The organism is Nocardioides sp., from assembly GCF_014360585.1.
In the GTDB taxonomy this organism is placed as follows: domain Bacteria; phylum Actinomycetota; class Actinomycetes; order Propionibacteriales; family Nocardioidaceae; genus Nocardioides.
In genome coordinates, this window is record NZ_JACIXG010000020.1 from 1 (window position 1) to 22,533 (window position 22,533).

Below are 22,533 nucleotides of genomic sequence, written 5' to 3' on the forward strand. Positions count from 1 at the left end.
GGACGATACGAACGCGCCATGCCCACCAGTATTTCGCGAACCACCGGCCGGGTCACGGACCCGATCGGCGATTTCGCAACAGCCTCCAGGTGACCTCAGGACTCCCACGTCTCAGCTCACAGGCCCATGTCCTTGGCGATGATCAGCTTCATGACCTCGGAGGTGCCGCCGTAGATGCGGTTGACGCGGTTGTCGGCGTAGAGGCGGGCGATGGGGTATTCGTTCATGTAGCCGTAGCCGCCGTGGAGCTGGAGGCAGCGGTCGACGACGCGGTGCGCGACCTCGGTGCAGAACAGCTTGGCGGAGGCGGCCTCGGCGGCGGTCAGGATGCCGGCGTCCTCGGCCTCGATGGCCCGGTCCACCACGGCCTCGGCGGCGTCGACCTCGGCCTTGCACGCGGCCAGCTCGAACTTGGTGTTCTGGAAGGAGGCGACGGCGGTGCCGAAGACCTTGCGCTCGGCGACGTACTTCTTGGCGAACTCGATCGCGGCCGCGGCCTGTGCGTAGGCGCCGACGGCGATGCCGAGGCGCTCGACCGGGAGGTTCTGGCCGAGGTAGGAGAAGCCCTTGCCGACCTCGCCGAGGACGTCCTCGACCGGGACGAGCACGTCGGTGAAGGAGAGCTCGGCGGTGTCGGAGACCTTGAGCCCGAGCTTGTCGAGCTTGCGGCCCACCTCGTAGCCCGGCAGCGACGTGTCGACGGCGAGCAGGGTGATCCCGGCGCGGCGGTCCTCGGAGGTCGCCGATGCGGTGCGGGCGCAGACGATCACCCGGTCGGCGTTGACGCCGCCGGTGATGAAGGTCTTCGCGCCGTTGAGGACGTAGTGCTTGCCGTCCTCGGTGAGCTTGGCGTTGGTCGTCATCCCGGCGAGGTCGGAGCCGGTGCCCGGCTCGGTCATCGCGATCGCCCACATCTCGGACCCGGCGACGAAGCCGGGCATCCAGCGCTCCATCTGCTCCTTGGTGCCGAGGTTGAGAAGATAGGGCAGGCACAGCCCGACATGGACGGACGAACCGCCGAAGGAGACACCGGCGCGGGAGAGCTCCTCGGTCATCACGGCGGAGTACTTGAACGACTCGATCCCGGCGCCGCCGTACTCCTCGGGCACCTGGATGCCCCACACGCCGAGCTCGCCGAGCTTGAGGTAGAAGTCGTGGGGGACGATGCCCGCCTCGTACCACTCGTCGTAGACCGGGGTGACCTCCTTCTCGATGAACGAGCGGATGGTCTCGCGGAAGGACTGGTGGTCCTCGGTGTAGATCGTGCGACGCATGGATCCTTGCTTTCTTCTAGGGGGCGCTGGTTGTCGTTCGAGAGATCAGGGGCGGGCGCCGACGACGCGGAGCGCGAGGTCGGCGTAGAAGTCGGCGAGAGCCTCAGGGGTCCAGGAGCCGTCGTCGCGGTACCACCGGGCCAGGTCGATGCCGAGCGAGAGCAGTGCGGTGGCGGCCTTGGCCGGGTCGGGGGTGTCGAAGTCGCCGCTGCGTACGCCTTCCTCGACGATCTCGCGCATGACGGTGTCGATGGCGCGGCGCAGGGCCGCGATCTCGCGCAGGTGCTCGTCGGTCAGCGCGGCGAGCTCGTAGTTGATGACCCGCGCCGTCGTGTGGGAGCGGGCGTGGAAGAGGACATAGGTGCGTACGGCCGCGGCGACCCGCTCGGCGGCGGTGGCGTCGGCACGGGCCGCGTCGGTGACCGCCTCGAGGATCACCTCGTGCCCACGCACCGCGATCGCGTGCAGGAGCTCCTCCTTGGAGCGGTGGTGCACGTAGACCGCCGCCGGGCTCAGCCCGGCCGCGGTGGCGATGTCGCGGGTGCTGGTGCCGTGGAAACCCTTGGCGGAGAAGGCCTGGACCGCCGCGTCGAGCAGACGGGCACGGCTGCGGTCTCCGCGTGCCTGGGTGCTGGTGCGTACGTCGCTCATGCCGCCGCCTCCGTAGGGCAGAACCAAGAGTACGGACGCGGCGGCCTGAGGCTTGTGGTCGCTCGCTGTCGCTCGCTCATGCCATCAGTCTGGCATAAAGGTAAGTGAGCGCTTAGATTCGGCGCGAGAAAACAATGCGAAGATGTTGCTCGTGAGCAATGCGTTGAAGCAAGTACTGGTCCTCAACGGCCCCAACCTCGGGCGTCTCGGGAAACGTCAGCCCGAGATCTACGGGCACACCACCCACGACGAGCTCGCCGCGATGTGCGTCGACTGGGGTCATGCACTCGGCTTCGCGGCGGACGTACGTCAGACCAACCACGAGGGTGACATGGTCGACTGGCTCAACGACGCGGCCGACAAGGAGATCCCGGTCGTGCTCAACGCCGCCGCCTGGACCCACTACTCCTACGCCATCTACGACGCCTGCGCGCAGCTGACCGCTCCGCTGGTCGAGGTGCACATCTCCGACCCGTCCCAGCGCCCCGAGGTCTTCCGGCACACCAGCGTCGTCACCGAGCACGCGGTGGCGGTCGTGGCGGGCAAGGGGATCGACGGCTATCGCGAGGCGCTCGAGGTCGTCGCCGCGAAGATCGGCCGTGCGTGAATGAGCGTCAGCGAGTGAGCCATCAGTGCGGCGGCGGATTGGGTGGGCGTACGTCTCGTTGACTAGGATTCCCCGAGGCCCATCGGGCCCCAGGAACATTGACAATGAAGCCTGCATCGGTGCAGGTCACAGAGACGAAGGCTGACGGACGGTTATGGCGACGACGAACGACCTCAAGAACGGCATGGTGCTGAAGCTCGAGGGCCAGCTCTGGCAGGTGGTCGAGTTCCAACACGTGAAGCCCGGCAAGGGTCCGGCCTTCGTCCGCACCAAGATGAAGAACGTCGAGTCGGGCAAGAACGTCGACAAGACCTTCAACGCCGGCACCAAGGTCGAGACCGCCACGGTCGACCGCCGCTCGTTCCAGTACCTCTACAACGACGGCACCAACTTCGTCTTCATGGACGTCGCAGACTTCGACCAGGTCGAGGTCACCCCGGAGATCATCGGCGACGGCGCCGGCTTCCTCCTGGAGAACCAGGAGGTCATCCTGGCCACCAACGAGGGTCGCGTGCTCTTCGTCGAGCTCCCGCCGTCGGTCGAGCTCGTCATCTCCTACACCGAGCCCGGCGTCATGGGTGACTCGGCCACCGGCCGCACCAAGCCGGCAACCCTCGAGACCGGCGCCGAGATCCAGGTGCCGCTCTTCATCGAGCAGGGCGAGAAGATCAAGGTCGACACCCGCGACGGTGGCTCCTACCTCTCCCGCGTCAAGGGCTGACCTGTGGCTCACGTCGCGACCGCACGGTCCAAGGCCCGCAAGCGGGCCCTGGACCTGCTCTTCGCCGCCGAGGCGCGGGGTCTCTCCGCCGGTGACCTGCTCGACCAGCAGATCGGCGAGGGCCAGGTTCCCAACAACCCGTTCACGGTCAAGCTCGTCCGTGGTGTGGTCGCCGAGTCCGAGCGGATCGACGCCCTGATCTCCGGCCACGCCCACGACTGGACACTGACCCGGATGCCGGCGGTCGACCGCAACGTCCTGCGCATCGGTGTCTGGGAGCTCCTCGATGGCGATGTCGCCGCCGAGGTCGCGATCAGCGAGGCGACCGCCCTGGTGACCGAGCTCTCGACCGACGACTCGCCGTCCTTCGTCAACGGCGTGCTCGCCGCGGTCGCGAAGGATCTCCCCAAGGCCTGATCAGCGCGAGACGTACGCCTGTCCTGGACCGTTCCGGGCGGGCGTGCCGTCATTTCAGGGTGCGGCACGACGCGTCTGTTTTCCGGTTATCGACGATTGCTTCGGTCGGGACCGTATGTTTGGACCCAAGGCTGAGATGGGCCGCCAACCAGACCCGTATTTCGGAGAGCGCATGACGCAGGAGAACAACCCCTATGACGAGCCGGACTCGCGCACCCGGCCGACCGGCGCACCCTCACACTGGGTGACACCGCCGCCTCCGCCGGGCTCGGCGGGACAGCCGCCGCAGCCCTCGCGGCCGGACCCCGGCGGGCCGCAGACCAACCCCAATGCCCAGCCCTATTCTCATGTCGACCCGAGTCAGGAGGCGACTCGCATCACCAACCCACAGGTCACCTCGACGCCCGCCCCGCCGGCCGCGCCCGCTCCATCTGGCGCAGTGCCGCCGCCCCCGGGCCCCCACGGGCAGGAAGTCCCCACCGCGACCGACTTCCTCGACCGGCGCGCCGAATCGGCCGGGTTCGGCCCCGCGACCTGGGGCTGGCGAGGTGCGGTTCGGAAGATGTCCGGCGGGCTGATCAGCCCGCCGATGGGCGCCGCCGAGGTCGCCTTCGAGCAGGACCGGGCGATGATCCAGCGCGACTTCGACGGACCTCGCACCATCTGCTTCATCAACCCCAAGGGCGGCGCCGCCAAGACCACCGGCGTGCTCGCCGCCGGCTACACCTTCGGCACCGTACGTGGCGGGGGGATCGTGGCCTGGGACAACAACGAGACCCGCGGCACACTCGGCATCCGCGGCATGCGGAGCACCCACCGCAACACCACCCGCGAGCTGCTCGACAACCTGGCCGCGTTCAACAACGTCTACCAGTCCCGGATCGGTGACCTGGGTGCCTTCGTACGCTCCCAGGGCGATGCCCACTTCGACGTGCTCGCCTCCGACGAGCGTCCTGACGTCACCGGTCAGATCCATGCCGACGACTTCGCGCAGGTCCACCAGCTGCTGGAGCGCTTCTACAAGGTGATCCTGGTCGACACCGGTAACAACATGCGCGCCGAGAACTGGCTGGCCGCCGCCGACACCGCCGATCTGCTGGTGGTGACCTCGACGGTGCGCGAGGACACCGGCTACAGCGGACTGTGGATGCTCGACGCCCTCCAGGAGTCCGGCTACGCCGACCTCAAGCTGAAGACGATCACCGTGCTCTCCGACCCGTCCCCGAAGGTCGACACCAACCTGGCCCGCGACCTCACCGAGGTCTACCAGCAGCGCACCAGAGGGGTCTACCGGGTCCCGTTCGACCCGGTGCTCGTCGCCGGGTCCACGGTGCAGTACTCCCAGCTCTCGGAGGAGACCAAGATGTCGTGGCTGAAGGCCTGCGCTGGGATGGCGCACGCGCTGTAGCTTGTGAGACTGCTCCGCAATCCGCGCGCGGCCGGCGAGGGGGACGGGGCGGTAGCGTCTTCCCCATGCGTGCAGTGGTCTACTCCGAGAACGGTCCCTCCTCCGCCATGCGTCTGACCGAGCGCCCGGTGCCGAAGCCCGGCCCCGGCGAGGTCCTGGTCAGGCTGGTGCGGGCGGGGGTCAACCCGACCGACTGGAAGGTGCGCGCCGGCCTGAGCGGGACGCTCAGCACTCCGGAGGCGACTCCGGGTCAGGACGGCGCCGGGGTGGTCGAGGAGATCGGCGAGGGGGTGAGCACCCACGTCGTCGGGCAGCAGGTCTGGCTCTACATGGCCCAGCACGGGTCGGCGTGGGGGACGGCCGCCGAGTACGTCACCGTGCCGGCCCGCAAGGCGGTCGAGCTGCCCGCGGGCGCGTCCTTCGACCTCGGCGCCTCGCTCGGGGTCCCGGCGATGACCGCCCATCGGGCGCTCACCTCAGGAGCCGTGGCGCGAGTGGCCCCGGGGTCGTTCAGCGGGCTCACCATCCTGGTCCACGGGGGTGCCGGAGCCGTCGGGAACGCCGCGATCCAGCTGGCCGTGTGGGCGGGGGCGACGGTGATCACCACGATCAGCTCCGCGGAGAAGGCCGCGCTGGCGAAGGCCGCCGGCGCACACCACATCGTCAACTACCGCGAGGTGGGTCTCGACCACCTCGGGAAGGCGATCCGGGAGATCGCGCCCGACGGCGTCGACCAGATCGTCGAGGTCGCGCCAGCGGTCAACAACGACGTGGACCGAGCAGTCATCGCCAACCGCGGCACGATCGCCATCTACGCCAACAACGGCGGCGACGAGCTCACGATGCCCCTGCGGGCGACCTTCTCGCTCAACCTGCGCTACCAGTTCATCCAGCTCTACGGCGTCGAGGAGACGCAGATCCGGGCCGCGGCTGACGACGTCACCGCCGCCGTGGCGGCAGGGGCCCTGCAGGTGGGTCAGGAGGCCGGCGTACCTCTTCACCACTATCGGCTCGAGGAGACCGCCGCCGCCCACGACGCGGTCGAGGCGGGCGCCGTCGGGAAAGTGCTGATCGACCTGGAGTGAGGATAGTGTGGCCGCGATCCTTTAACGAGCCGTCCCGTGAGGCGGAGAAGGAGACCTGACCTTGTCTGAGCCTGCCCCTGAGCGTGTGTCCGACCCGTCCGCCGACGGCCGTGTCGTGCTCGACGCCCGTGACATCTCCCGGGCGCTGACCCGGATCTCCCACGAGATCCTGGAGCGCAACCGCGACGCGGAGGATCTGGTCCTCCTCGGTCTGCACACCCGCGGCGTGCCGTTGGCGCGGCGGATCGCCGCGCGGATCGAGGCCGCCGAGGGCCATCCGGTGGCCCACGGCGCGCTCGACGTCACGATGTACCGCGACGACCTGCGCACCCACCCGACCCGGGCCCCGCACCATACCGAGATCCCACCCGTCGGCATCGACGGCAAGACAGTCGTGCTTGTCGACGACGTGCTCTTCTCCGGCCGCACCGTCCGCGCCGCGCTCGACGCGCTGGCCGACTACGGCCGTCCCGCCGTCGTACGTCTGGCTGTTCTCGTCGACCGCGGCCACCGGCAGCTGCCCATCCGGGCCGACCATGTCGGCAAGAACCTCCCCACGGCGCGCTCCGAGCGGGTCGGGCTGAGCCTGGAGGAGACCGACGGCATCGACGAGGTACGCATCGTCGAGCTCGAAGGGGTGACGACGGCATGACCCGTCATCTGCTGTCCATCGACGACGTGAACGCTGAGGAGATCCAGCAGCTCTTCGCGACCGCCGCCGAGATGCACGACGTCCAGAAGCGCGAGGTCAAGAAGCTCCCGGCGCTGCGCGGGCGCACCGTGATCAACCTGTTCTTCGAGGACTCCACCCGCACTCGGTCCTCCTTCGAGATCGCCGGGAAGTGGCTCTCGGCCGACGTGATCAACCTGTCCGCGAAGGGCTCCTCGGCCTCCAAGGGCGAGTCGTTGCGCGACACCGTGCTGACCGTGACCGCGATGGGGGTCGACGGTCTGGTGATGCGTCATTCGGCCTCCGGCGCCGCCCACCAGGTCGCGGGCTGGCTCGACATCCCCGTCGTCAACGCCGGCGACGGGACCCACGAGCACCCGACCCAGGCGCTGCTCGACGGTTACACCCTCCAGCGCCAGCTCGGTGGACCCGGCTCGCTGGAGGGCAAGCGGATCGCGATCGTCGGCGACCTGACCCACTCGCGGGTCTTTCGGTCCAACGTGAAGTCGCTGACCAAGCTCGGCGCGTCCGTGGTCGCTGTGGCCCCGCCCACGCTGATGCCCTCGGGCGTGGCCGACTGGTCCAAGGCCGAGGGCTTCGCAACCTCGTACCACCTGGACGACGTGCTGCCGGAGGCCGACGCGGTGATGATGCTGCGCGTCCAGCGAGAGCGGATGAGCGGTGGTTTCTTCCCGACCTCGCGGGAGTACACGGTCGGCTACGGGCTCACCCGTCAGCGGCTGGGAATGCTGCGCGAAGGCGCGCCGATCCTGCACCCCGGGCCGATGAACCGCGGCCTGGAGATCTCTCCCGAGGCTGCCGACGCCGCCTCCTCACGGATCCTCGACCAGGTCTCCGCCGGGGTCGCGATCCGGATGTCCGTCCTCTACCACCTGCTTGCCGGCGAGGAGTCCGCATGAGTCTGTTGATCAAGGGTGCCTCCGTCCTCGGTGCCGAGCCGACCGATGTGTACGTCGAGGGGGGAGTGATCCGGGAGATCGGCTCGCTCTCGACGGATGTCGTCGCTGACGAGGTGGTCGACGCCGCCGGCCTCGTCCTCCTCCCCGGGCTGGTCGATCTGCACACCCACCTGCGCCAGCCGGGCCGCGAGGACGCCGAGACGGTGGCCTCGGGGGCGGCGGCTGCCGCCGCCGGTGGCTACACCGCGGTGCTCGCGATGGCCAACACCTCGCCGGTCACCGACACGGCCGAGGCCGCGGTCTCGGTGTGGGAGCTCGGTCGCGAGGCAGGACTGGCCGACGTCTTCCCGGTCGGGGCGGTGACCAAGGGCCTGGCCGGCGAGGAGCTCGCCGAGCTGTCCCTGATGAACCGCTCCCGGGCCGGCGTCAAGGTCTTCTCCGACGACGGCCGCTGCGTCTCGGACCCGCGGGTGATGCGACGGGCGCTGGAGTACGTCAAGGCGTTCGGCGGCGTGATCTCCCAGCACTCCCAGGATCCTTCGCTCGCGCCGTACGGCTCGGCCTGCTGCCACGAGGGGGAGCTCTCCGGGCGGCTCGGTCTTCCCGGTTGGCCGGGTGTCGCCGAAGAGGTCATCGTCGCCCGTGACGTGATGCTCGCGCGTCACACCGGCTCGCGCGTCCACGTCGCCCACGCCTCCACCGCCGGCACCGTCGAGGTGCTCCGCTGGGCGAAGGCCCAGGCGGAGAAGGACGGCAGCTGGGCGGTCACCGCTGAGGTCACCCCGCACCACCTGCTGCTGACCACCGACCTGCTCGCCGGCTACGACCCGACCTTCAAGGTCAACCCGCCGCTGCGTCCGGCGGAGGACGTCGAGGCGCTGCGCGCGGCGCTGTCCGACGGCACCATCGACGCGGTCGCCACCGACCATGCCCCGCACGCGCGTCAGGACAAGGAGCACGCCTTCGTCGACGCCGCCTTCGGGATGCTCGGGCTCGAGGAGGCGCTCTCGGTCGTCTCGACCGTGATGGTCTCCTCCGGGCTGCTGGACTGGTCCGGGGTCGCCCGGGTCATGTCCACGACCCCGGCCCGGATCGCGGGTCTCGAGGGTCATGGCCGCCCGATCGCGGTCGGCGAGCCGGCCAACCTGACCCTGCTCGACCCGGCTGCGACCTACGTCGTGGACCGGGATCGGTCCTTGTCGCTCTCGCGCAACAATCCGTGGCACGACCGCAAGCTGACCGGCCGCGTGGTGGCCACGTTCCTGCGGGGGAAGCGAACCTTCGCCGGCTAGTTCCGGCTAGTTCCGGCCCAACGACATGCGGCGTACGGGAGTGAAAGAAGCTTTTCTTTCACTCCCGTAGGTATGGATAGGCTCCACCGCCATGACCGATGTCTTCTCCGACAAGCTCGAGCAGTGGCGCGCCTACACCGAGACCCCCTGGGCCCGCATCCGCTACACCGTGGTCGAGGAGATCCTCGCGCGCCAGTGCGCCGAGCTGGGCGAGAAGCAGGGACAGCGGCTGCGGGTCCTCGACGTCGGCGGCGGTGACGGTGTGGACTCGCTTCCCCTCGCCCTGGCCGGGCACGAGGTCACGATCCTCGACCCGTCCGCGTCCTGGCTGGCCGAGGCGGAGCGGCGGGCGGCGGAGGCCGGTGCATCGCTCACCACGCTCGAAGGCGGCCTCGACGAGCTGCCCGAGGGCGAGTGGGATCTGGTGCTGTGCCACTTCGTGCTCCACTACCGGCCGGCAGACGCCGGCGACGTACGCCGCTTGGCGACCGCGGTCCGGCCCGGCGGCCGGCTGTCGGTGATGGTCCCCAACCCGGCGAGCATGGTGCTGCGCCAGCTGGTCACGGATGGACCCGAGGCCGCGCTCACCGAGCTGCACGCCGACACCAAGCGCGCTGTGACCTTCGACCATGACGTACGCAAGGTCTCGACACCCGACCTCGAGGCCGAGCTCGCCGCCGCGGGACTTCGCCTGACCGGCCGCTTCGGCACCAGGATCGCCAACGACCTCCTCACCGGAAACGAGGCCAAGAACGATCCCGCCTACTTCGACACGCTCCTCGAGCTCGAGCGTGCGCTGTGCGACCGGGAGCCCTTCGTACGCATCGCCGGGATGTGCCAGCTCGTCGCGGAGCGGCCGGGCTAGGTTCGAGCTGGGCTGCGGCGTACGCGTCCAGGCGATCGATAACCCGTTGGACGGCGCTTTCGCCGGCCGCGTACGCTTGTCGCATCATGAAGATCTCGCGCTGACCCCGACCCGCGCCCGAGGCAGATGCCCGGCGAGTCGTCCTTGAACCCGAAGGCAGCGCTCTCATGTCATCTTCCGTCATCTCCGGACCGATCGTCGTCCGCGACCTGTCCGTCTCCTTCCGCAACGGCTCCGTCCTCACCGGGATCGACCTGACTGTCTCTCCCGGGGAGCGGATCGCGCTCGTGGGGGAGAACGGCGCCGGCAAGTCCACGTTGCTCCGCGCCATCGCAGACTCATCCTCGAGTCCGGCACTGCCGCGCACCGCCCAGCGCAGCGGCACGGTCGAGGCGCCGGAGGACCTCGTCTGGCTGCCGCAGGAGCCGCCGTTCCGGGACGCGGCGAGCATCGAGGACGTACTCGCCACGACGTTGCGCCCGCTCCGCGAGGCTGTCGCCACGGTGGAGACGCTCGCCGACCGGCTCGACGATCCCGAGGTCGCCGAGACCTATGCGAGAGCGCTCGACTTCGCGGTCGCGCACGACGCGTGGGACGCCGACCGGCGGGCCATCCTGGCTGCGGAGCGCCTCGGTCTGAGCGGGCTCGACCGGGACCGGCCGATCAGCACGCTGTCGGGCGGTCAGCGCACCAGGCTCGCGCTCGCGACCGCGATCACCCGCCGGCCGGACGCGCTGCTGCTCGATGAGCCGACCAACCACCTCGACGACGAGGCGGTCTCGGTGCTGGGGGAGTTCCTGCGTGAGCTGCCCGGCGTCGTGCTGATGGCCTCCCACGACCGCGTCTTTCTCGACGAGGTCGCCACGGGGCTGTTCGATCTCGACCCGACGGCCTTCGGCACCGACGGAACCGGCGGTCGCCTCTTCGGCGGTGGCTGGACTGCCTACGAGGAGGCACGCAAGGCCGCGCGCGAGCGATGGGAGCAGACGTACGCAGAGCAGCAGGACGAGATCAAGCGACTTCGCTCCGCGACCAGGATCGGCAACGACGCCATCGCCTACAACCGCGGCCCGACCGACAACGACAAGTTCATCTACAAGTTCAAGGGCAGCAACGTCGAGCGGACCGTCGCACGTCGCAAGAAGGACGCCAACCGGCGTCTGGAGGAGGCCGAGGAGACGCAGGTACGCAAGCCGCCGGCGCCCCTGCGGCTCAACGCGGCGCTGTCGGCTGCCGGTGCCAGCGGCCGGATGGTCGTCGTCCGTGACCTGGTCGTCGAGAGTCGGGTCAGGCTGCCGATCCTGGACATCATGGCGGGGGAGCACCTGCTGGTCACCGGCCCCAACGGCAGTGGCAAGTCCACGCTGCTCGGGGTCCTCTCCGGTCGCGTCAAACCGACCTCCGGGGAGGTCCAGGTCAGCGCCCGGCGTGTCGAGGAGCTCACCCAGGACCCTCAGTTCGGAGACCTGCGGCGCAAGGTCGACGACGTCTATCGGGAGACGGTCGGGGAGGTGTTGGCGATCCAGGTGCCGCTACGTGACCTGGGCCTGGTGCATCCGCGCGACCTCAACCGGCCGGTCGGCGCGCTCAGCGTCGGCCAGCGGCGTCGGCTCGACCTGGCGATCGCCATCGCCACCGGCCCGGACGTGCTGCTCCTCGACGAGCCCACCAACCACATCTCGCTCAACCTGGCGGGCGAGCTGGAGGAGGCGATCGGGGTCACGCCCGGCACCATCGTCGTCGCGTCTCACGATCGCTGGCTGCGCCGCCGCTGGTCGGGTCCGGAGCACCGGCTCGAGCTCTGACGGGCCAGTTGCGGGCGAACGCCTGTGGATGAGCCGAGTTATCCACAGGCGAGCAGATCCTCGTTGTCCCCGCCCGCCGCCCCGTGGTGCGGTGGACCCATGACCGACAAGACTCCGTACGCTCCAGTCCTCCGCACCCAGGCCGACGTCGAAGCCGCCTGGCGACATCTGATCAACCCGCTCGGCTGGCCCGAGCCACGCCTGTGGTTCATGTTCGTCGGCGCCGACGGCGTCCCGTTCCCACAGCTCAGCCAGATCGAGGACATGCCCGCCGAGATCGGACCGGACGGCGCTGAGAGCGTCGCGACGGTGATGAGTCATCTGGTGACCGACATGGGCTTCGAGCGGGTGGAGTTCCTGCTGTGCCGGCCCGACGACGGCCCGCCGAGTCCGACCGACCAGAAGAACGCGGCTGATCTCTACGAAGCCTGTCGAGCCGCTGCCGTCCAGGTCGGAGTCATCCACCTCGCGACCGACAAAGACTTCTGGCCGATCCCAGCGGACGCGGTCGGCCAGAGGGTCGCCTGAGGTGGACCTAGAACTCCAGCGTGATCTTCGTGTCGCCGAGCTCACGCTCGACGATGCGGTCGAACACGACGGCGGCCGCCTCGCGCTCGACCAGGTCGCGCAGGGCGTGGTCGATGGCAGCCTGGTTGGTCGTCGTCCCGGCAACCTTCCTCGCCTCGGCCAACAGCTCCTCATCGATGCTGATCGACGTCTCGGTCATGGCGTACCCCCGCACGGAAATCTGGATGAAACAGCGAAACGTTAGCGGTGCTCAACGTGCAACGCAATGACCTGCGACGACCGTCACAACGTGTCGCACTCACCTGGGATCGGGGGCGAAGCCGGATGTCGGAGTCGGATGTCGGTGGTCGCCTCTAGGGTGCACGATCATGAGCCCGGCGGACCGACTGCTGACCGACATCTCGATCATGGTGGACTCGATCGAGCCGATGGACGCGGTGGAGAGCGGTCACATCGCCGCCGCGTCGGCGTGGCTGTGCGTGACCAGCGACGTGTTTCGGCGCACCACCGATCCGACCGAACCGGCCAAGCATCTGGTCTCCTACTTCCTGCTCGTCGACCCGGTCAGCGGTCACATCCTGCTGGGGGACCACCGCAAGTCGGGCCTCTGGCTGCCGTCGGGTGGCCACGTCGAGCCAGGCGAGAACCCCGTTGAGACCGTTCGTCGTGAATGCGTCGAGGAGCTCGGCGTGCAGGCGCGGTTCCACCCAGATCTCGGACCACGCCCGTTGTTCATCACCGTGAACACGACCCGGCCCGACCGTCCGGACACGCACACCGACGTCAGTCTCTGGTTCGTCCTCGCCCACGACCGCGAAGACCCGTTGGAGCCGGACGAGCGAGAGTACGCCGGCGTGCGCTGGTGGACACCCGCGGAGATCCGCGCCGCCGATCCGGCTCTGTTCGACCCCCACATGGGCCGGATGCTCGACAAGCTGAAGACCCTCGGCGCCTGAGCCTCACTCGGGACCGCTCAGCTCCTGCTCGAGCCGCTCGACGCTCGGAAGGCTGGCCTGCAACTGATACTCAGCGACGCCCAGAGGCTGTGTCGAACCGCGTAGGGAGTACTCGGCGACGACCTGATTGCGGCTCTGGCACAACAGGATCCCGATCGTCGGCGCATCGTCGGGATGCGCCATCTCCCCGTCGACCGCCGCCAGATAGAAGTTGAGCTGGCCCAGGTGTTCCGGTCTGAACCTTCCGGCTTTGAGCTCGATGACGACATAGCAGCGCAGCTTCAGGTGATAGAAGAGCAGGTCGATGAAGAAGTCCTCGCCTCCGACTTCGAGAAGCACCTGACGGCCGACGTACGCGAACCCGACACCGAGCTCGACCAGGAACTGGGTGACATGGTCGACCAAAGCCTTCTCGATCTCGCGCTCCACGGCTTCCCTGCCGACGCCGAGAAACTCGAAGTTGTAGGGATCCTTGACGATCTCGCGAGCGAGATCGGAGGTCTCGGGCGGGAGCGTTCGTTCGAAGTTGCTGATCGCGCGACCAGACCGTTCCAGCGTGCGGGCCTCGATATGCATCGACAGAACGCTGCGAGACCAGCCGTGCTTGATGGCAGCCTGGGCGTACGCGATGCGGTCATCGGCGGTGTTGAACCGGTTGAGAAGGATGACGTTGTGCCCCCAGGGCAATTGTGCAACAAGCTGTTGCACAATTGCCGGCTCCGGCCATGCCACTGCGAAGGCCCGCATGTAACGGAGGTTCCGGGCGGACAGGCCCTTCATGTCCGGGAACGCGGTGCGCAGGTCGTGTGCGATCTGGTCGATCACTTTCGCGCCCCAGCCCTGAGCGGTTTGACGGTTGAGGATCTCGCTCCCGATGTGCCAGTAGAGCTGCACGAGCTCAGCGTTGACGGCGAGCGCGGCCCGCTGTCGAGTGGTGCGGATCCGGTCCTTGAGATCCCCGAGCCACTCGGTGTAGCCGTCGGGCAGTGAAAGGTCGTCGGTCATTGGGTACTTCTCCTTGAACGCGTACGAATCACCGCCTGCGATCGCAGGCGGTACGTTCGCCGCTCCTGGAGGCGCCTGTGGCGCTATTACTTACCCTCGCGACTGGCGGCCCCTTCTCGCAGACCTGGCTGGCCCGGTACTTCGGAGTGATCGCCTGAGTTGGCTCGATTAGATCATCTGTTCAGCGCTGCGCCCGGGAGGCACGGCGCGGGCAAGTCGATCGACGAGCCGCAGGGCGTCGGGGAGGCGGGCGGTGCCGGACATGTTGCGGACCAGGTCGGCGGCATCTGTCCGTGTCATGCCGGCGGCGGTGACGTACAGCGGTCTGGTCGAGGTTCCGCGCAGGTCAGCTTCGGCGTGGGTCGCGGCGCGGAAGCTGGTCTTGGCGACGCCGATGACCCTAGGCGCGAGCCCCGCGTCCCAGGCATGCCACCCCAGACCGGGCCGCCCGGTCGGGTCGAGGTCGACGTACCCGTCGATGATGAGTACGTCTAGTGGGTCGACCTCGGCGAGCAGGGCCGTCAACGCGGGCAGTTCCCGTTCGTAGAACCTGCCCGGGGCGTAGTCGGCGACCTCATCGAGCCAGACAGTGCTCTGCTCGCTGATCGCCCCGAGCTCCGGTTCGCCGCTCACCACGAGCGCGGCGTGGCCGCCTCCGGATGCTGGGTAGTGGGCATCGGCCGCACCGAACCTCGTCGCCACGGTCACAGAATAGGGCGAGGTGTGTGGAACACCGGTGGGCGGGACTTCACGTACATGCCAGGATGGACCGGAGCCGACTGAGATGGGTCGGCCGAAGTTTCAGAGGGTGGAGATGACGGACGCAGCGTGGTACCCGGACCCGACCGGTCAGGCCGAGCTTCGCTACTACGACGGGAGCCAGTGGACCGAGCACGTGTCCACGGGTGGGCAGCAGTCGACGGCGCCCCTGACGCCACCTCAGGTCAACGTCGAGCAGGAAGCGCCGACGCAGGTCGGCTCGGCGCAGCCTGTGCACGGTGACGGCGCCCAGGCGCAGGCTGCCGCGGGCCAGTACGGGCAGCAGCCGGCCCAGGTCCAGCAGCCCACGGGCGACCCGTTCGCGGGGATCTCCGGTGAGCTGGTCGACGGCCGTTTCGCCGAGATCGAGGGCAGCGGCGCGGTGCTGCAGAACAAGAGGCTCCTGCGCGTACGCGTCGGGGAGCCGTTCCAGGCACGCCAGGGCTCGATGGTGGCCTACCAGGGCAACGTCGAGTTCAAGTACCAGAGCGGCGGGGTCGGCAAGTTCCTCAAGCGGGCCGTCACCGGTGAGGGGCTCAGCCTGATGGGTGTCGAGGGCCAGGGCGACGTCTTCCTGGCCGACTCCGCCAAGGAGGTCCACATCCTCCAGCTGAACAACTCCGGGATCTCGATCAACGGCGACCACGTGCTCGCCTTCTCCGGCGGTCTTCAGTGGAACATCGAACGAGTCCAGGGCGCCGGCATGCTCACCGGAGGACTCTTCAACACGACCCTGCACGGCACCGGCTGGATCGCGGTGACCACCGAGGGCGACCCGGTGGTCCTCAACGCCGCCGAGGCTCCGACCTTCGCCGACACCAACGCCGTGGTCGGCTGGTCGCTGGGCCTGCAGACCAGCCTGCAGAAGTCGTTCACCGCCGGTGCGCTCATCGGCCGCGGCAGCGGCGAGGCGTTCCAGGTCGCCTTCCACGGCGCCGGTTTCGTCATCGTGCAGCCGTCCGAGGGCGGGGTCGTCCCGCCCCACTCGCACAACTGAGTCCGACCAGGACAGGCCGACTGCCGCGTACGTCACACCGGTGACGTACGCGGCGGACGCCAACTGCCGTCAACCGGCATCTGCTTGATACTGTCACCAGCAACTGACCGACATCCTTTAAGCACCGTCCTGTGAGGCGGAGAAGGAGGTACGGCGTGCCGCTGCATGCCCACAAAGAAGCAATCCTCGTACTCGAGGATGGTCGAACGTTCCGGGGAGAGTCGTTCGGCGCCGAGGGTGAGACCTTCGGCGAGGCGGTCTTCTCCACCGGTATGACGGGCTACCAGGAGACGCTGACCGACCCGAGCTACCACCAGCAGGTGGTCGTGATGACCGCGCCGCACGTCGGCAACACCGGTGTGAACGACGAGGACCCGGAGTCGCGCAGGATCTGGGTGGCCGGATACGTCGTCCGCGACCCTGCCCGGGTCTCCTCCAACTGGCGTGCCAAGCGCAGCCTCGACGACGACCTCCGCGACCAGTCCGTGGTCGGCATCAGTGGGATCGACACCCGCGCGCTGACCCGCCACCTGCGTGAGCGCGGGGCGATGCGCGTCGGGATCTCGACGATCGAGACCGACCCCGAGGTGCTGCTGAAGAAGGTGCTGGCCTCAGCTGAGATGAGCGGCACGAACCTCTCCGACGCGGTCACCACCGCCGAGGCGTACGTCGTGCCCGCGAAGGGCGAGAAGCGGTTCACCGTCGCGGCCCTCGACCTCGGCATCAAGGAGATGACTCCGGAGCGGATGGCCGAGCGCGGCATCGAGGTGCACGTGCTCCCGGCGACCGCGACCCTCGAGGACGTCAAGGCGGTCGGCGCTGACTCCGGCGGCCCCGACGGCCTCTTCTACTCCAACGGCCCCGGCGACCCGGCCGCGACCACCGGCCAGGTGGAGCTGCTCCAGGCGGCGCTGGCCGAGGACATCCCCTACTTCGGCATCTGCTTCGGCAACCAGCTCTTCGGCCGCGCGCTCGGCTTCGGGACGTACAAGCTGAAGTACGGCCACCGCGGGATCAACCAGCCGGTCATGGACCTCACCACCCGCAAGGTCGAGGTGACTGCCCACAACCACGGCTTCGCCGTCGACGCGCCGGTCGACGAGGAGACCTCGACGCCGTACGGCATCGCGACCGTCTCCCACGTCAACCTCAACGACGACTGCGTCGAGGGCCTCGAGCTCAAGGACGCCCAGACCGGGAAGCTGAAGGGCTTCTCGGTCCAGTACCACCCGGAGGCAGCGGCCGGCCCGCACGATGCCGCCTACCTTTTCGACCGGTTCATCTCTCTCATGGCGAAGGAGGTCTGAGCGATGCCCAAGCGCGAGGACATCAAGTCCGTGCTCGTGATCGGCTCCGGCCCGATCGTCATCGGCCAGGCCTGCGAGTTCGACTACTCCGGCACCCAGGCCTGCCGGGTGCTGCGCGAGGAGGGGATCCGGGTCGTCCTGGTCAACTCCAACCCGGCCACTATCATGACCGACCCGGAGTTCGCCGACGCGACCTACGTCGAGCCGATCACCCCGGAGTTCGTCGAGAAGGTCATCGCCAAGGAGCGCCCCGACGCGCTCCTGGCCACCCTCGGCGGCCAGACCGCGCTCAACTGCGCGGTGGCGCTCGACGAGCGCGGGATCCTGGAGAAGTACGACGTCGAGCTGATCGGCGCGAGCATCGACGCCATCCAGCGCGGCGAGAATCGCGAGGAGTTCAAGAAGATCGTCGCCGAGCTCGGTGGCGAGTCGGCCAAGTCGGTCATCTGCCACACCATCGACGACCTGCTCGCCGGCGCCGAGCAGCTCGGCTTCCCCGTCGTGATCCGGCCGAGCTTCACCATGGGTGGCTCCGGCTCCGGGTTCGCGTACAACGAGGCCGAGCTGCGGCGTCTGGGCGGCGCCGGCCTCGCGGCCAGCCCCACCACCGAGGTGCTCCTGGAGGAGTCCATCCTCGGCTGGAAGGAGTACGAGCTCGAGGTCATGCGCGACCGCAAGGACAACTCGGTCATCGTCTGCTCGATCGAGAACCTCGACCCGATGGGCGTGCACACCGGCGACTCGATCACCGTCGCCCCGGCGCTGACGCTGACCGACCGCGAGTACCAGAAGCTCCGTGACCTCGCGATCGGCATCATCCGCGCCGTCGGCGTGGACACCGGCGGCTGCAACATCCAGTACGCGGTCAACCCGGCCGACGGCCGGATCATCGTCATCGAGATGAACCCGCGCGTCTCGCGGTCCTCGGCGCTGGCCTCCAAGGCGACCGGCTACCCGATCGCCAAGATCGCCGCCAAGGTAGCGATCGGCTACACCCTCGACGAGATCGAGAACGACATCACCGCCGGGCCGAACGGCTCGACCGCCGCCTCGTTCGAGCCCACGCTCGACTACGTCGTCGTCAAGGTCCCGCGCTTCGCCTTCGAGAAGTTCCCGGGCGCCGACACGACCCTGACCACCCACATGAAGAGCGTGGGCGAGGCGATGGCGATCGGGCGCAACTTCACCGAGGCCCTGCAGAAGGCGCTGCGGAGCCTGGAGAAGCCCGAGGCGGTCTTCGACTGGACCCAGGAGATCGTCGAGCTCGACAAGCCCGCGCTCCTGGAGGAGATCAAGGTCCCGACCGACGGCCGGCTCAAGCGGGTCATGGACGCGATCCGCTCCGGCGCGACGCCGGAGGAGATCTTCGAGAGCACCCGGATCGACCCCTGGTTCATCGACCAGCTCTTCCTGATCAACGAGATCGCCCAGGAGATCATCGCCTCGCCCGAGCTGACCGCCGACGTGCTGCGCTACGCCAAGCGCCACGGCTTCTCCGACTACCAGGTCGGCAAGATGCGCGGCATGACCGCGGACGTGGTCCGCGGCGTACGCCACGCGCTGGGCATCCGCCCGGTCTACAAGACCGTCGACACCTGTGCGGCCGAGTTCGAGGCGCGTACGCCGTATCACTACTCCTCCTACGACGAGGAGACCGAGGTCGCGCCCCGGGAGAAGGAGGCGGTGATCATCCTCGGCTCCGGTCCCAACCGGATCGGGCAGGGGATCGAGTTCGACTACTCCTGCGTGCACGCCTCCCTCGCGCTCAGCGAGGCCGGCTACGAGACCGTGATGGTCAACTGCAACCCGGAGACGGTCTCGACCGACTACGACACCTCCGACCGGCTCTACTTCGAGCCGCTCACCCTGGAGGACGTGCTCGAGATCGTCCACGCCGAGCAGCAGGCCGGGCCGGTTGTCGGAGTCATCTGTCAGCTCGGCGGGCAGACCCCGCTGGGGCTCGCGCAGGCGCTCAAGGACAACGGCGTACCGATCGTCGGCACCAGCCCCGAGGCCATCCACCTCGCCGAGGAGCGCGGCGCCTTCGGCCGCGTGCTGGCCCAGGCCGGTCTGGTCGCGCCCAAGCACGGCATGGCCACCACGTTCAATGAGGCGCGTGAGATCGCGGCCGAGATCGGCTACCCGGTCCTGGTGCGTCCCTCCTACGTCCTCGGCGGCCGCGGCATGCAGATCGTCTACGACGACGAGGCGCTGCGCTCCTATATCGAGGCCGCGACCGAGGTCACTCCTGACAAGCCGGTGATGGTCGACAAGTTCGTCGACGACGCCGTCGAGATCGATGTCGACGCCCTCTACGACGGCACCGAGCTGTTCCTGGGCGGCGTCATGGAGCACATCGAGGAGGCCGGGATCCACTCCGGTGACTCCTCCTGCGCGCTGCCGCCGATCACCCTGGGTGCTGCCGAGGTCGAGCGCATCCGCGTCGCGACTCTCGCGATCGCAGAGGGCGTGGGCGTCCGCGGCCTGCTCAACATCCAGTACGCCCTCGGCTCCGACGTGCTCTACGTCATCGAGGCCAACCCGCGTGCCTCCCGCACGGTCCCGTTCGTCTCCAAGGCGACCGCGACCCCGCTGGCCAAGGCTGCGGCACGGGTGATGCTCGGCGAGTCGATCGCCCAGCTGCGTACGGCCGGGGTGCTCCCGAGGACGGGTGACGGCGGCGCGCTGCCGCCGAACCAGCCGATCGCGGTCAAGGAAGCGGTCATGCCGTTCAACCGGTTCCGCACCCCCGAGGGCCAGCAGGTAGACACCGTCCTCGGCCCGGAGATGAAGTCGACCGGCGAGGTCATGGGGCTCGACTCCGACTTCGGCCGCGCCTTCGCCAAGAGCCAGGCCGGCGCGTTCGGTCCGCTGCCGACGTCGGGCCGCATCTTCGTGAGCATGGCCAACCGAGACAAGCGCACCATGATCTTCCCGATCAAGGTGCTCGCCGACCACGGCTTCGAGATCTTCGCGACCGAGGGCACCGCCGAGGTGCTGCGCCGCAACGGTGTGCCCTCGCGGCTGATGCGCAAGCACTCCGAGGGCACCGGCCCCGACGGTGAGAAGACCACGGTGCAGCGGATCCTCGACGGCGAGGTCGATCTGGTCATCAACACGCCCAACGGCACCTCCAACGCGAAGTCCGCCCGGATGGACGGCTACGAGATCCGCACCGCCGCGGTGATGGCCAACATCGCCTGCATCACCACGGTCCAGGGGCTCGGCGCCGCGGTGCAGGGCATCGAGGCGCTGCGGCGCGGTGAGATCGACGTACGCAGCCTGCAGGAGTGGCGCGACATCGTCGGACACCACGACGGCGGAGTCTCGGCCAAGTGAGGGCGTATCGGACGCTGTTCGACAAGGTCCTGACGAAGTCGGATCCCGAGCGCGCCCACCAGCAGGCCTTCGCCGCCATCCGGGCCGCCGGTCCGGCACTGGCCAAGGCGCGTACGCCGGGATCGCCGGTGCACGCGATGGGGCTCACCTTCCCGAACGTGATCGGGCTGGCCGCGGGTTTCGACAAGAACGCGGTCGGCATCGACGCGCTGGGCGGGCTCGGGTTCGGCCACGTCGAGATCGGCACGGTCACCGGTGAGGGCCAGCCGGGCAACCCCACGCCGCGGCTCTTCCGGCTGCCCGCCGACCGCGCCGTGATCAACCGGATGGGCTTCAACAACGACGGCGCCGAGGCGGTCGCCGCCCGGCTGGCGAGCCGGCTCGAGCGGCGCGGCACCGCCACCGGCGGCCCGGTCCTCGGCATCAACATCGGCAAGACGAAGCTGGTGCCGGAGGACGACCAGGCGGCAGTCGAGGCCGACTACGCCAAGTCGGCGCGGCTGCTGGCCCCCTATGCCGACTACCTGGTCGTCAACGTCTCCTCGCCCAACACGCCCGGCCTGCGCAGCCTGCAGTCGGTGGAGAAGCTGCAGCCGCTGCTGGAGCATGTCCGCTCCATCTCTGACCAGGTGACCAAGCACCGGGTCCCGCTGCTGGTCAAGATCGCCCCCGACCTGGCCGACTCCGACGTCGTCGAGGTCGCCGACCTGGCCATGGCGATCGGCCTGGACGGGATCATCGCGACCAACACCACCATCGGTCGCGAGCACCTCGCCTCGGCGCCCGCCGAGATCACCGCCGCCGGCGCCGGCGGCCTCTCCGGCGCCCCGCTCAAGGCGCGCGCTCTCGACGTCCTGCGGCTGCTCCGCAGCCGGGTCAGCGCCGAGATGACCCTTGTCGGTGTCGGTGGCATCACCACGCCTGCGGACGCTCGCGAGCGCCTCGCGGCCGGTGCCGACCTGCTGCAGGGCTACACCGGGTTCATCTACGAGGGTCCGCTCTACGCCCGCCGCATCGCGAACGGAGTCCGCGCATGAGCTTCGGTGCCCGCTACGCCGCCGCACTCGCCGAGCGGGGGAGGCTCTGCGCGGGGATCGACCCGCATTCCTCGCTGCTCCTCGACTGGGGTCTGAACGACGACCTGGCCGGGCTCGAGAAGTTCGCCCTGACGGCGGTCGAGGGGCTGGCGCCCCACGTCCCCGTCGTGAAGCCGCAGAGCGCCTTCTACGAGCGTTTCGGCTCCCGCGGCGTCGCGGTGCTGGAGCGGGTCATCGCCGAGTCGAAGGCCGCCGGGGCGCTGGTGCTCCTCGACATCAAGCGCGGCGACATCGGCTCGACCAGCCAGGCGTACGCGGATGCCTATCTCGATCCCGCGAACCCGCTGGGCTCCGACGCGGTGACGGTGAGCCCCTATCTCGGCTTCGGCTCGCTGACGCCCTTCGTGGAGACGGCGACGAGGTTCGACGCCGGGCTGTTCGTGCTCGCCCTGACTTCCAACAAGGAGGGCCCCGAGGTGCAGCACGCGACGGTCGAGGACGGCCGCAGCGTCGGCCGGGTCATGCTCGACCACCTGCGCCGGCTCAACGAGGCAGAGACGCCGCTGGGCTCCTTCGGCGCGGTCGTCGGCGCGACGATTGACGGAGCGGACGGCGCCGGCGTGGCGTACGACTTCGGGTTCAACGGCCCCATCCTGGCGCCGGGATTCGGGGAGCAGGGCGGCACCCCCGCCGACCTCGCCCGCATCTTCGGCGCCGCCAACGCGAGCGTCGTCGCCAGCACCAGCCGCGGTCTGCTCCGCAAGGGTCCGAGCCTCGCCGCGCTGCGGGACGAGGCTCTGCGGCTGCGTGACGTGCTCGGCTGACGGTCGAGATATGACGGGACGTTCTTGTCGGTCTACCGCCTGGTAACCGACAAGAACGTCCCGTCA

At 68.9% G+C, this 22,533-nt stretch carries 22 protein-coding genes; 17 read left to right on the forward strand and 5 right to left on the reverse strand.

Annotated features, from left to right (window positions below; all coding sequences use genetic code 11):
• Positions 1 to 116 precede the first annotated feature (116 nt).
• Both H5T77_RS08805 and H5T77_RS08810 read right to left on the reverse strand, forming a co-directional pair.
• A complete protein-coding gene (locus H5T77_RS08805) occupies positions 117 to 1,274 on the reverse strand; it encodes an acyl-CoA dehydrogenase family protein (RefSeq protein WP_292647779.1) in 1,158 nt (385 codons plus the stop codon).
• 45 nt (positions 1,275 to 1,319) lie between these two features.
• Positions 1,320 to 1,925 carry a TetR/AcrR family transcriptional regulator gene (locus H5T77_RS08810; protein ID WP_292647782.1) on the reverse strand — a complete coding sequence of 202 codons (606 nt, stop codon included), beginning with the start codon at positions 1,923 to 1,925 and terminating at the stop codon, positions 1,320 to 1,322.
• A 142-nt stretch (positions 1,926 to 2,067) separates the two neighbouring features.
• On the opposite strand from H5T77_RS08810, the gene H5T77_RS08815 reads away from it, so the two are divergent.
• The 11 genes from H5T77_RS08815 to H5T77_RS08865 all read left to right on the forward strand — a co-directional run bounded on the left by H5T77_RS08815 (position 2,068) and on the right by H5T77_RS08865 (position 12,243).
• Positions 2,068 to 2,532, forward strand: coding sequence for a type II 3-dehydroquinate dehydratase (locus H5T77_RS08815; RefSeq protein WP_292647785.1), 465 nt, complete (start codon positions 2,068 to 2,070; stop codon positions 2,530 to 2,532).
• 154 nt (positions 2,533 to 2,686) lie between these two features.
• Positions 2,687 to 3,253: an elongation factor P gene (gene efp / locus H5T77_RS08820; protein WP_292647787.1), complete on the forward strand. Its 567-nt coding sequence runs from the start codon at positions 2,687 to 2,689 to the stop codon at positions 3,251 to 3,253.
• Positions 3,254 to 3,256: 3 nt separating this feature from the next.
• On the forward strand, positions 3,257 to 3,670 hold the full coding sequence (nusB, locus tag H5T77_RS08825; protein WP_292647790.1) for a transcription antitermination factor NusB: 414 nt from the start codon (positions 3,257 to 3,259) through the stop codon (positions 3,668 to 3,670).
• Positions 3,671 to 3,842: 172 nt separating this feature from the next.
• Positions 3,843 to 5,078: a hypothetical protein gene (locus H5T77_RS08830; RefSeq protein ID WP_292647793.1), complete on the forward strand. Its 1,236-nt coding sequence runs from the start codon at positions 3,843 to 3,845 to the stop codon at positions 5,076 to 5,078.
• A gap of 65 nt (positions 5,079 to 5,143) precedes the next feature.
• Positions 5,144 to 6,163: an NADPH:quinone reductase gene (locus tag H5T77_RS08835; RefSeq protein WP_292647796.1), complete on the forward strand. Its 1,020-nt coding sequence runs from the start codon at positions 5,144 to 5,146 to the stop codon at positions 6,161 to 6,163.
• A gap of 61 nt (positions 6,164 to 6,224) precedes the next feature.
• Entirely contained in the window at positions 6,225 to 6,815 is a 591-nt protein-coding gene (gene pyrR, locus H5T77_RS08840) for a bifunctional pyr operon transcriptional regulator/uracil phosphoribosyltransferase PyrR (RefSeq protein WP_292647799.1), read from the forward strand.
• Positions 6,812 to 7,753: an aspartate carbamoyltransferase catalytic subunit gene (locus H5T77_RS08845; RefSeq protein WP_292647802.1), complete on the forward strand. Its 942-nt coding sequence runs from the start codon at positions 6,812 to 6,814 to the stop codon at positions 7,751 to 7,753. Before pyrR ends, H5T77_RS08845 begins: the two co-directional genes overlap by 4 nt.
• On the forward strand, positions 7,750 to 9,045 hold the full coding sequence (locus H5T77_RS08850; RefSeq protein WP_292647805.1) for a dihydroorotase: 1,296 nt from the start codon (positions 7,750 to 7,752) through the stop codon (positions 9,043 to 9,045). The genes H5T77_RS08845 and H5T77_RS08850 overlap by 4 nt, the downstream gene beginning before the upstream one ends.
• 91 nt (positions 9,046 to 9,136) lie before the next feature.
• A complete protein-coding gene (locus tag H5T77_RS08855; protein ID WP_292647807.1) occupies positions 9,137 to 9,910 on the forward strand; it encodes a methyltransferase domain-containing protein in 774 nt (257 codons plus the stop codon).
• A 167-nt stretch (positions 9,911 to 10,077) separates the two neighbouring features.
• Positions 10,078 to 11,715 (forward strand): ABC-F family ATP-binding cassette domain-containing protein, encoded by a 1,638-nt coding sequence (locus tag H5T77_RS08860; RefSeq protein WP_292647809.1) that lies wholly within the window; start codon positions 10,078 to 10,080, stop codon positions 11,713 to 11,715.
• 99 nt (positions 11,716 to 11,814) lie between these two features.
• Complete coding sequence (locus H5T77_RS08865) at positions 11,815 to 12,243, forward strand: hypothetical protein (RefSeq protein ID WP_292647811.1); 429 nt, start codon at positions 11,815 to 11,817, stop codon at positions 12,241 to 12,243.
• Positions 12,244 to 12,250: 7 nt separating this feature from the next.
• Here the strand turns inward: H5T77_RS08865 and H5T77_RS08870 are convergent, their stop codons facing one another.
• Positions 12,251 to 12,442, reverse strand: coding sequence for a type II toxin-antitoxin system VapB family antitoxin (locus tag H5T77_RS08870; RefSeq protein ID WP_292647813.1), 192 nt, complete (start codon positions 12,440 to 12,442; stop codon positions 12,251 to 12,253).
• A gap of 169 nt (positions 12,443 to 12,611) precedes the next feature.
• Here H5T77_RS08870 and H5T77_RS08875 point away from each other — a divergent pair, with 169 nt between their 5' ends.
• Positions 12,612 to 13,199, forward strand: coding sequence for an NUDIX hydrolase (locus H5T77_RS08875; protein WP_292647815.1), 588 nt, complete (start codon positions 12,612 to 12,614; stop codon positions 13,197 to 13,199).
• A 3-nt stretch (positions 13,200 to 13,202) separates the two neighbouring features.
• On the opposite strand, the gene H5T77_RS08880 is transcribed toward H5T77_RS08875, so the two are convergent.
• Positions 13,203 to 14,204: a PDDEXK nuclease domain-containing protein gene (locus H5T77_RS08880; protein ID WP_292647818.1), complete on the reverse strand. Its 1,002-nt coding sequence runs from the start codon at positions 14,202 to 14,204 to the stop codon at positions 13,203 to 13,205.
• A 168-nt stretch (positions 14,205 to 14,372) separates the two neighbouring features.
• A complete protein-coding gene (locus tag H5T77_RS08885) occupies positions 14,373 to 14,906 on the reverse strand; it encodes an endonuclease V (RefSeq protein WP_292647821.1) in 534 nt (177 codons plus the stop codon).
• Positions 14,907 to 15,018: 112 nt separating this feature from the next.
• Here H5T77_RS08885 and H5T77_RS08890 point away from each other — a divergent pair, with 112 nt between their 5' ends.
• The 5 genes from H5T77_RS08890 (at position 15,019) to pyrF (ending at position 22,467) form a co-directional block, all read left to right on the forward strand.
• On the forward strand, positions 15,019 to 15,960 hold the full coding sequence (locus H5T77_RS08890; protein WP_292647824.1) for an AIM24 family protein: 942 nt from the start codon (positions 15,019 to 15,021) through the stop codon (positions 15,958 to 15,960).
• 155 nt (positions 15,961 to 16,115) lie between these two features.
• Positions 16,116 to 17,267 carry a glutamine-hydrolyzing carbamoyl-phosphate synthase small subunit gene (gene carA, locus H5T77_RS08895; RefSeq protein WP_292647827.1) on the forward strand — a complete coding sequence of 384 codons (1,152 nt, stop codon included), beginning with the start codon at positions 16,116 to 16,118 and terminating at the stop codon, positions 17,265 to 17,267.
• Positions 17,268 to 17,270: 3 nt separating this feature from the next.
• Positions 17,271 to 20,606, forward strand: a complete 3,336-nt coding sequence (gene carB / locus H5T77_RS08900; RefSeq protein WP_292647829.1) for a carbamoyl-phosphate synthase large subunit — start codon at positions 17,271 to 17,273, stop codon at positions 20,604 to 20,606.
• A complete protein-coding gene (locus tag H5T77_RS08905; RefSeq protein ID WP_292647832.1) occupies positions 20,603 to 21,643 on the forward strand; it encodes a quinone-dependent dihydroorotate dehydrogenase in 1,041 nt (346 codons plus the stop codon). Before carB ends, H5T77_RS08905 begins: the two co-directional genes overlap by 4 nt.
• Positions 21,640 to 22,467, forward strand: coding sequence for an orotidine-5'-phosphate decarboxylase (gene pyrF / locus H5T77_RS08910; protein WP_292647834.1), 828 nt, complete (start codon positions 21,640 to 21,642; stop codon positions 22,465 to 22,467). The genes H5T77_RS08905 and pyrF overlap by 4 nt, the downstream gene beginning before the upstream one ends.
• Positions 22,468 to 22,533: the final 66 nt, after the last annotated feature.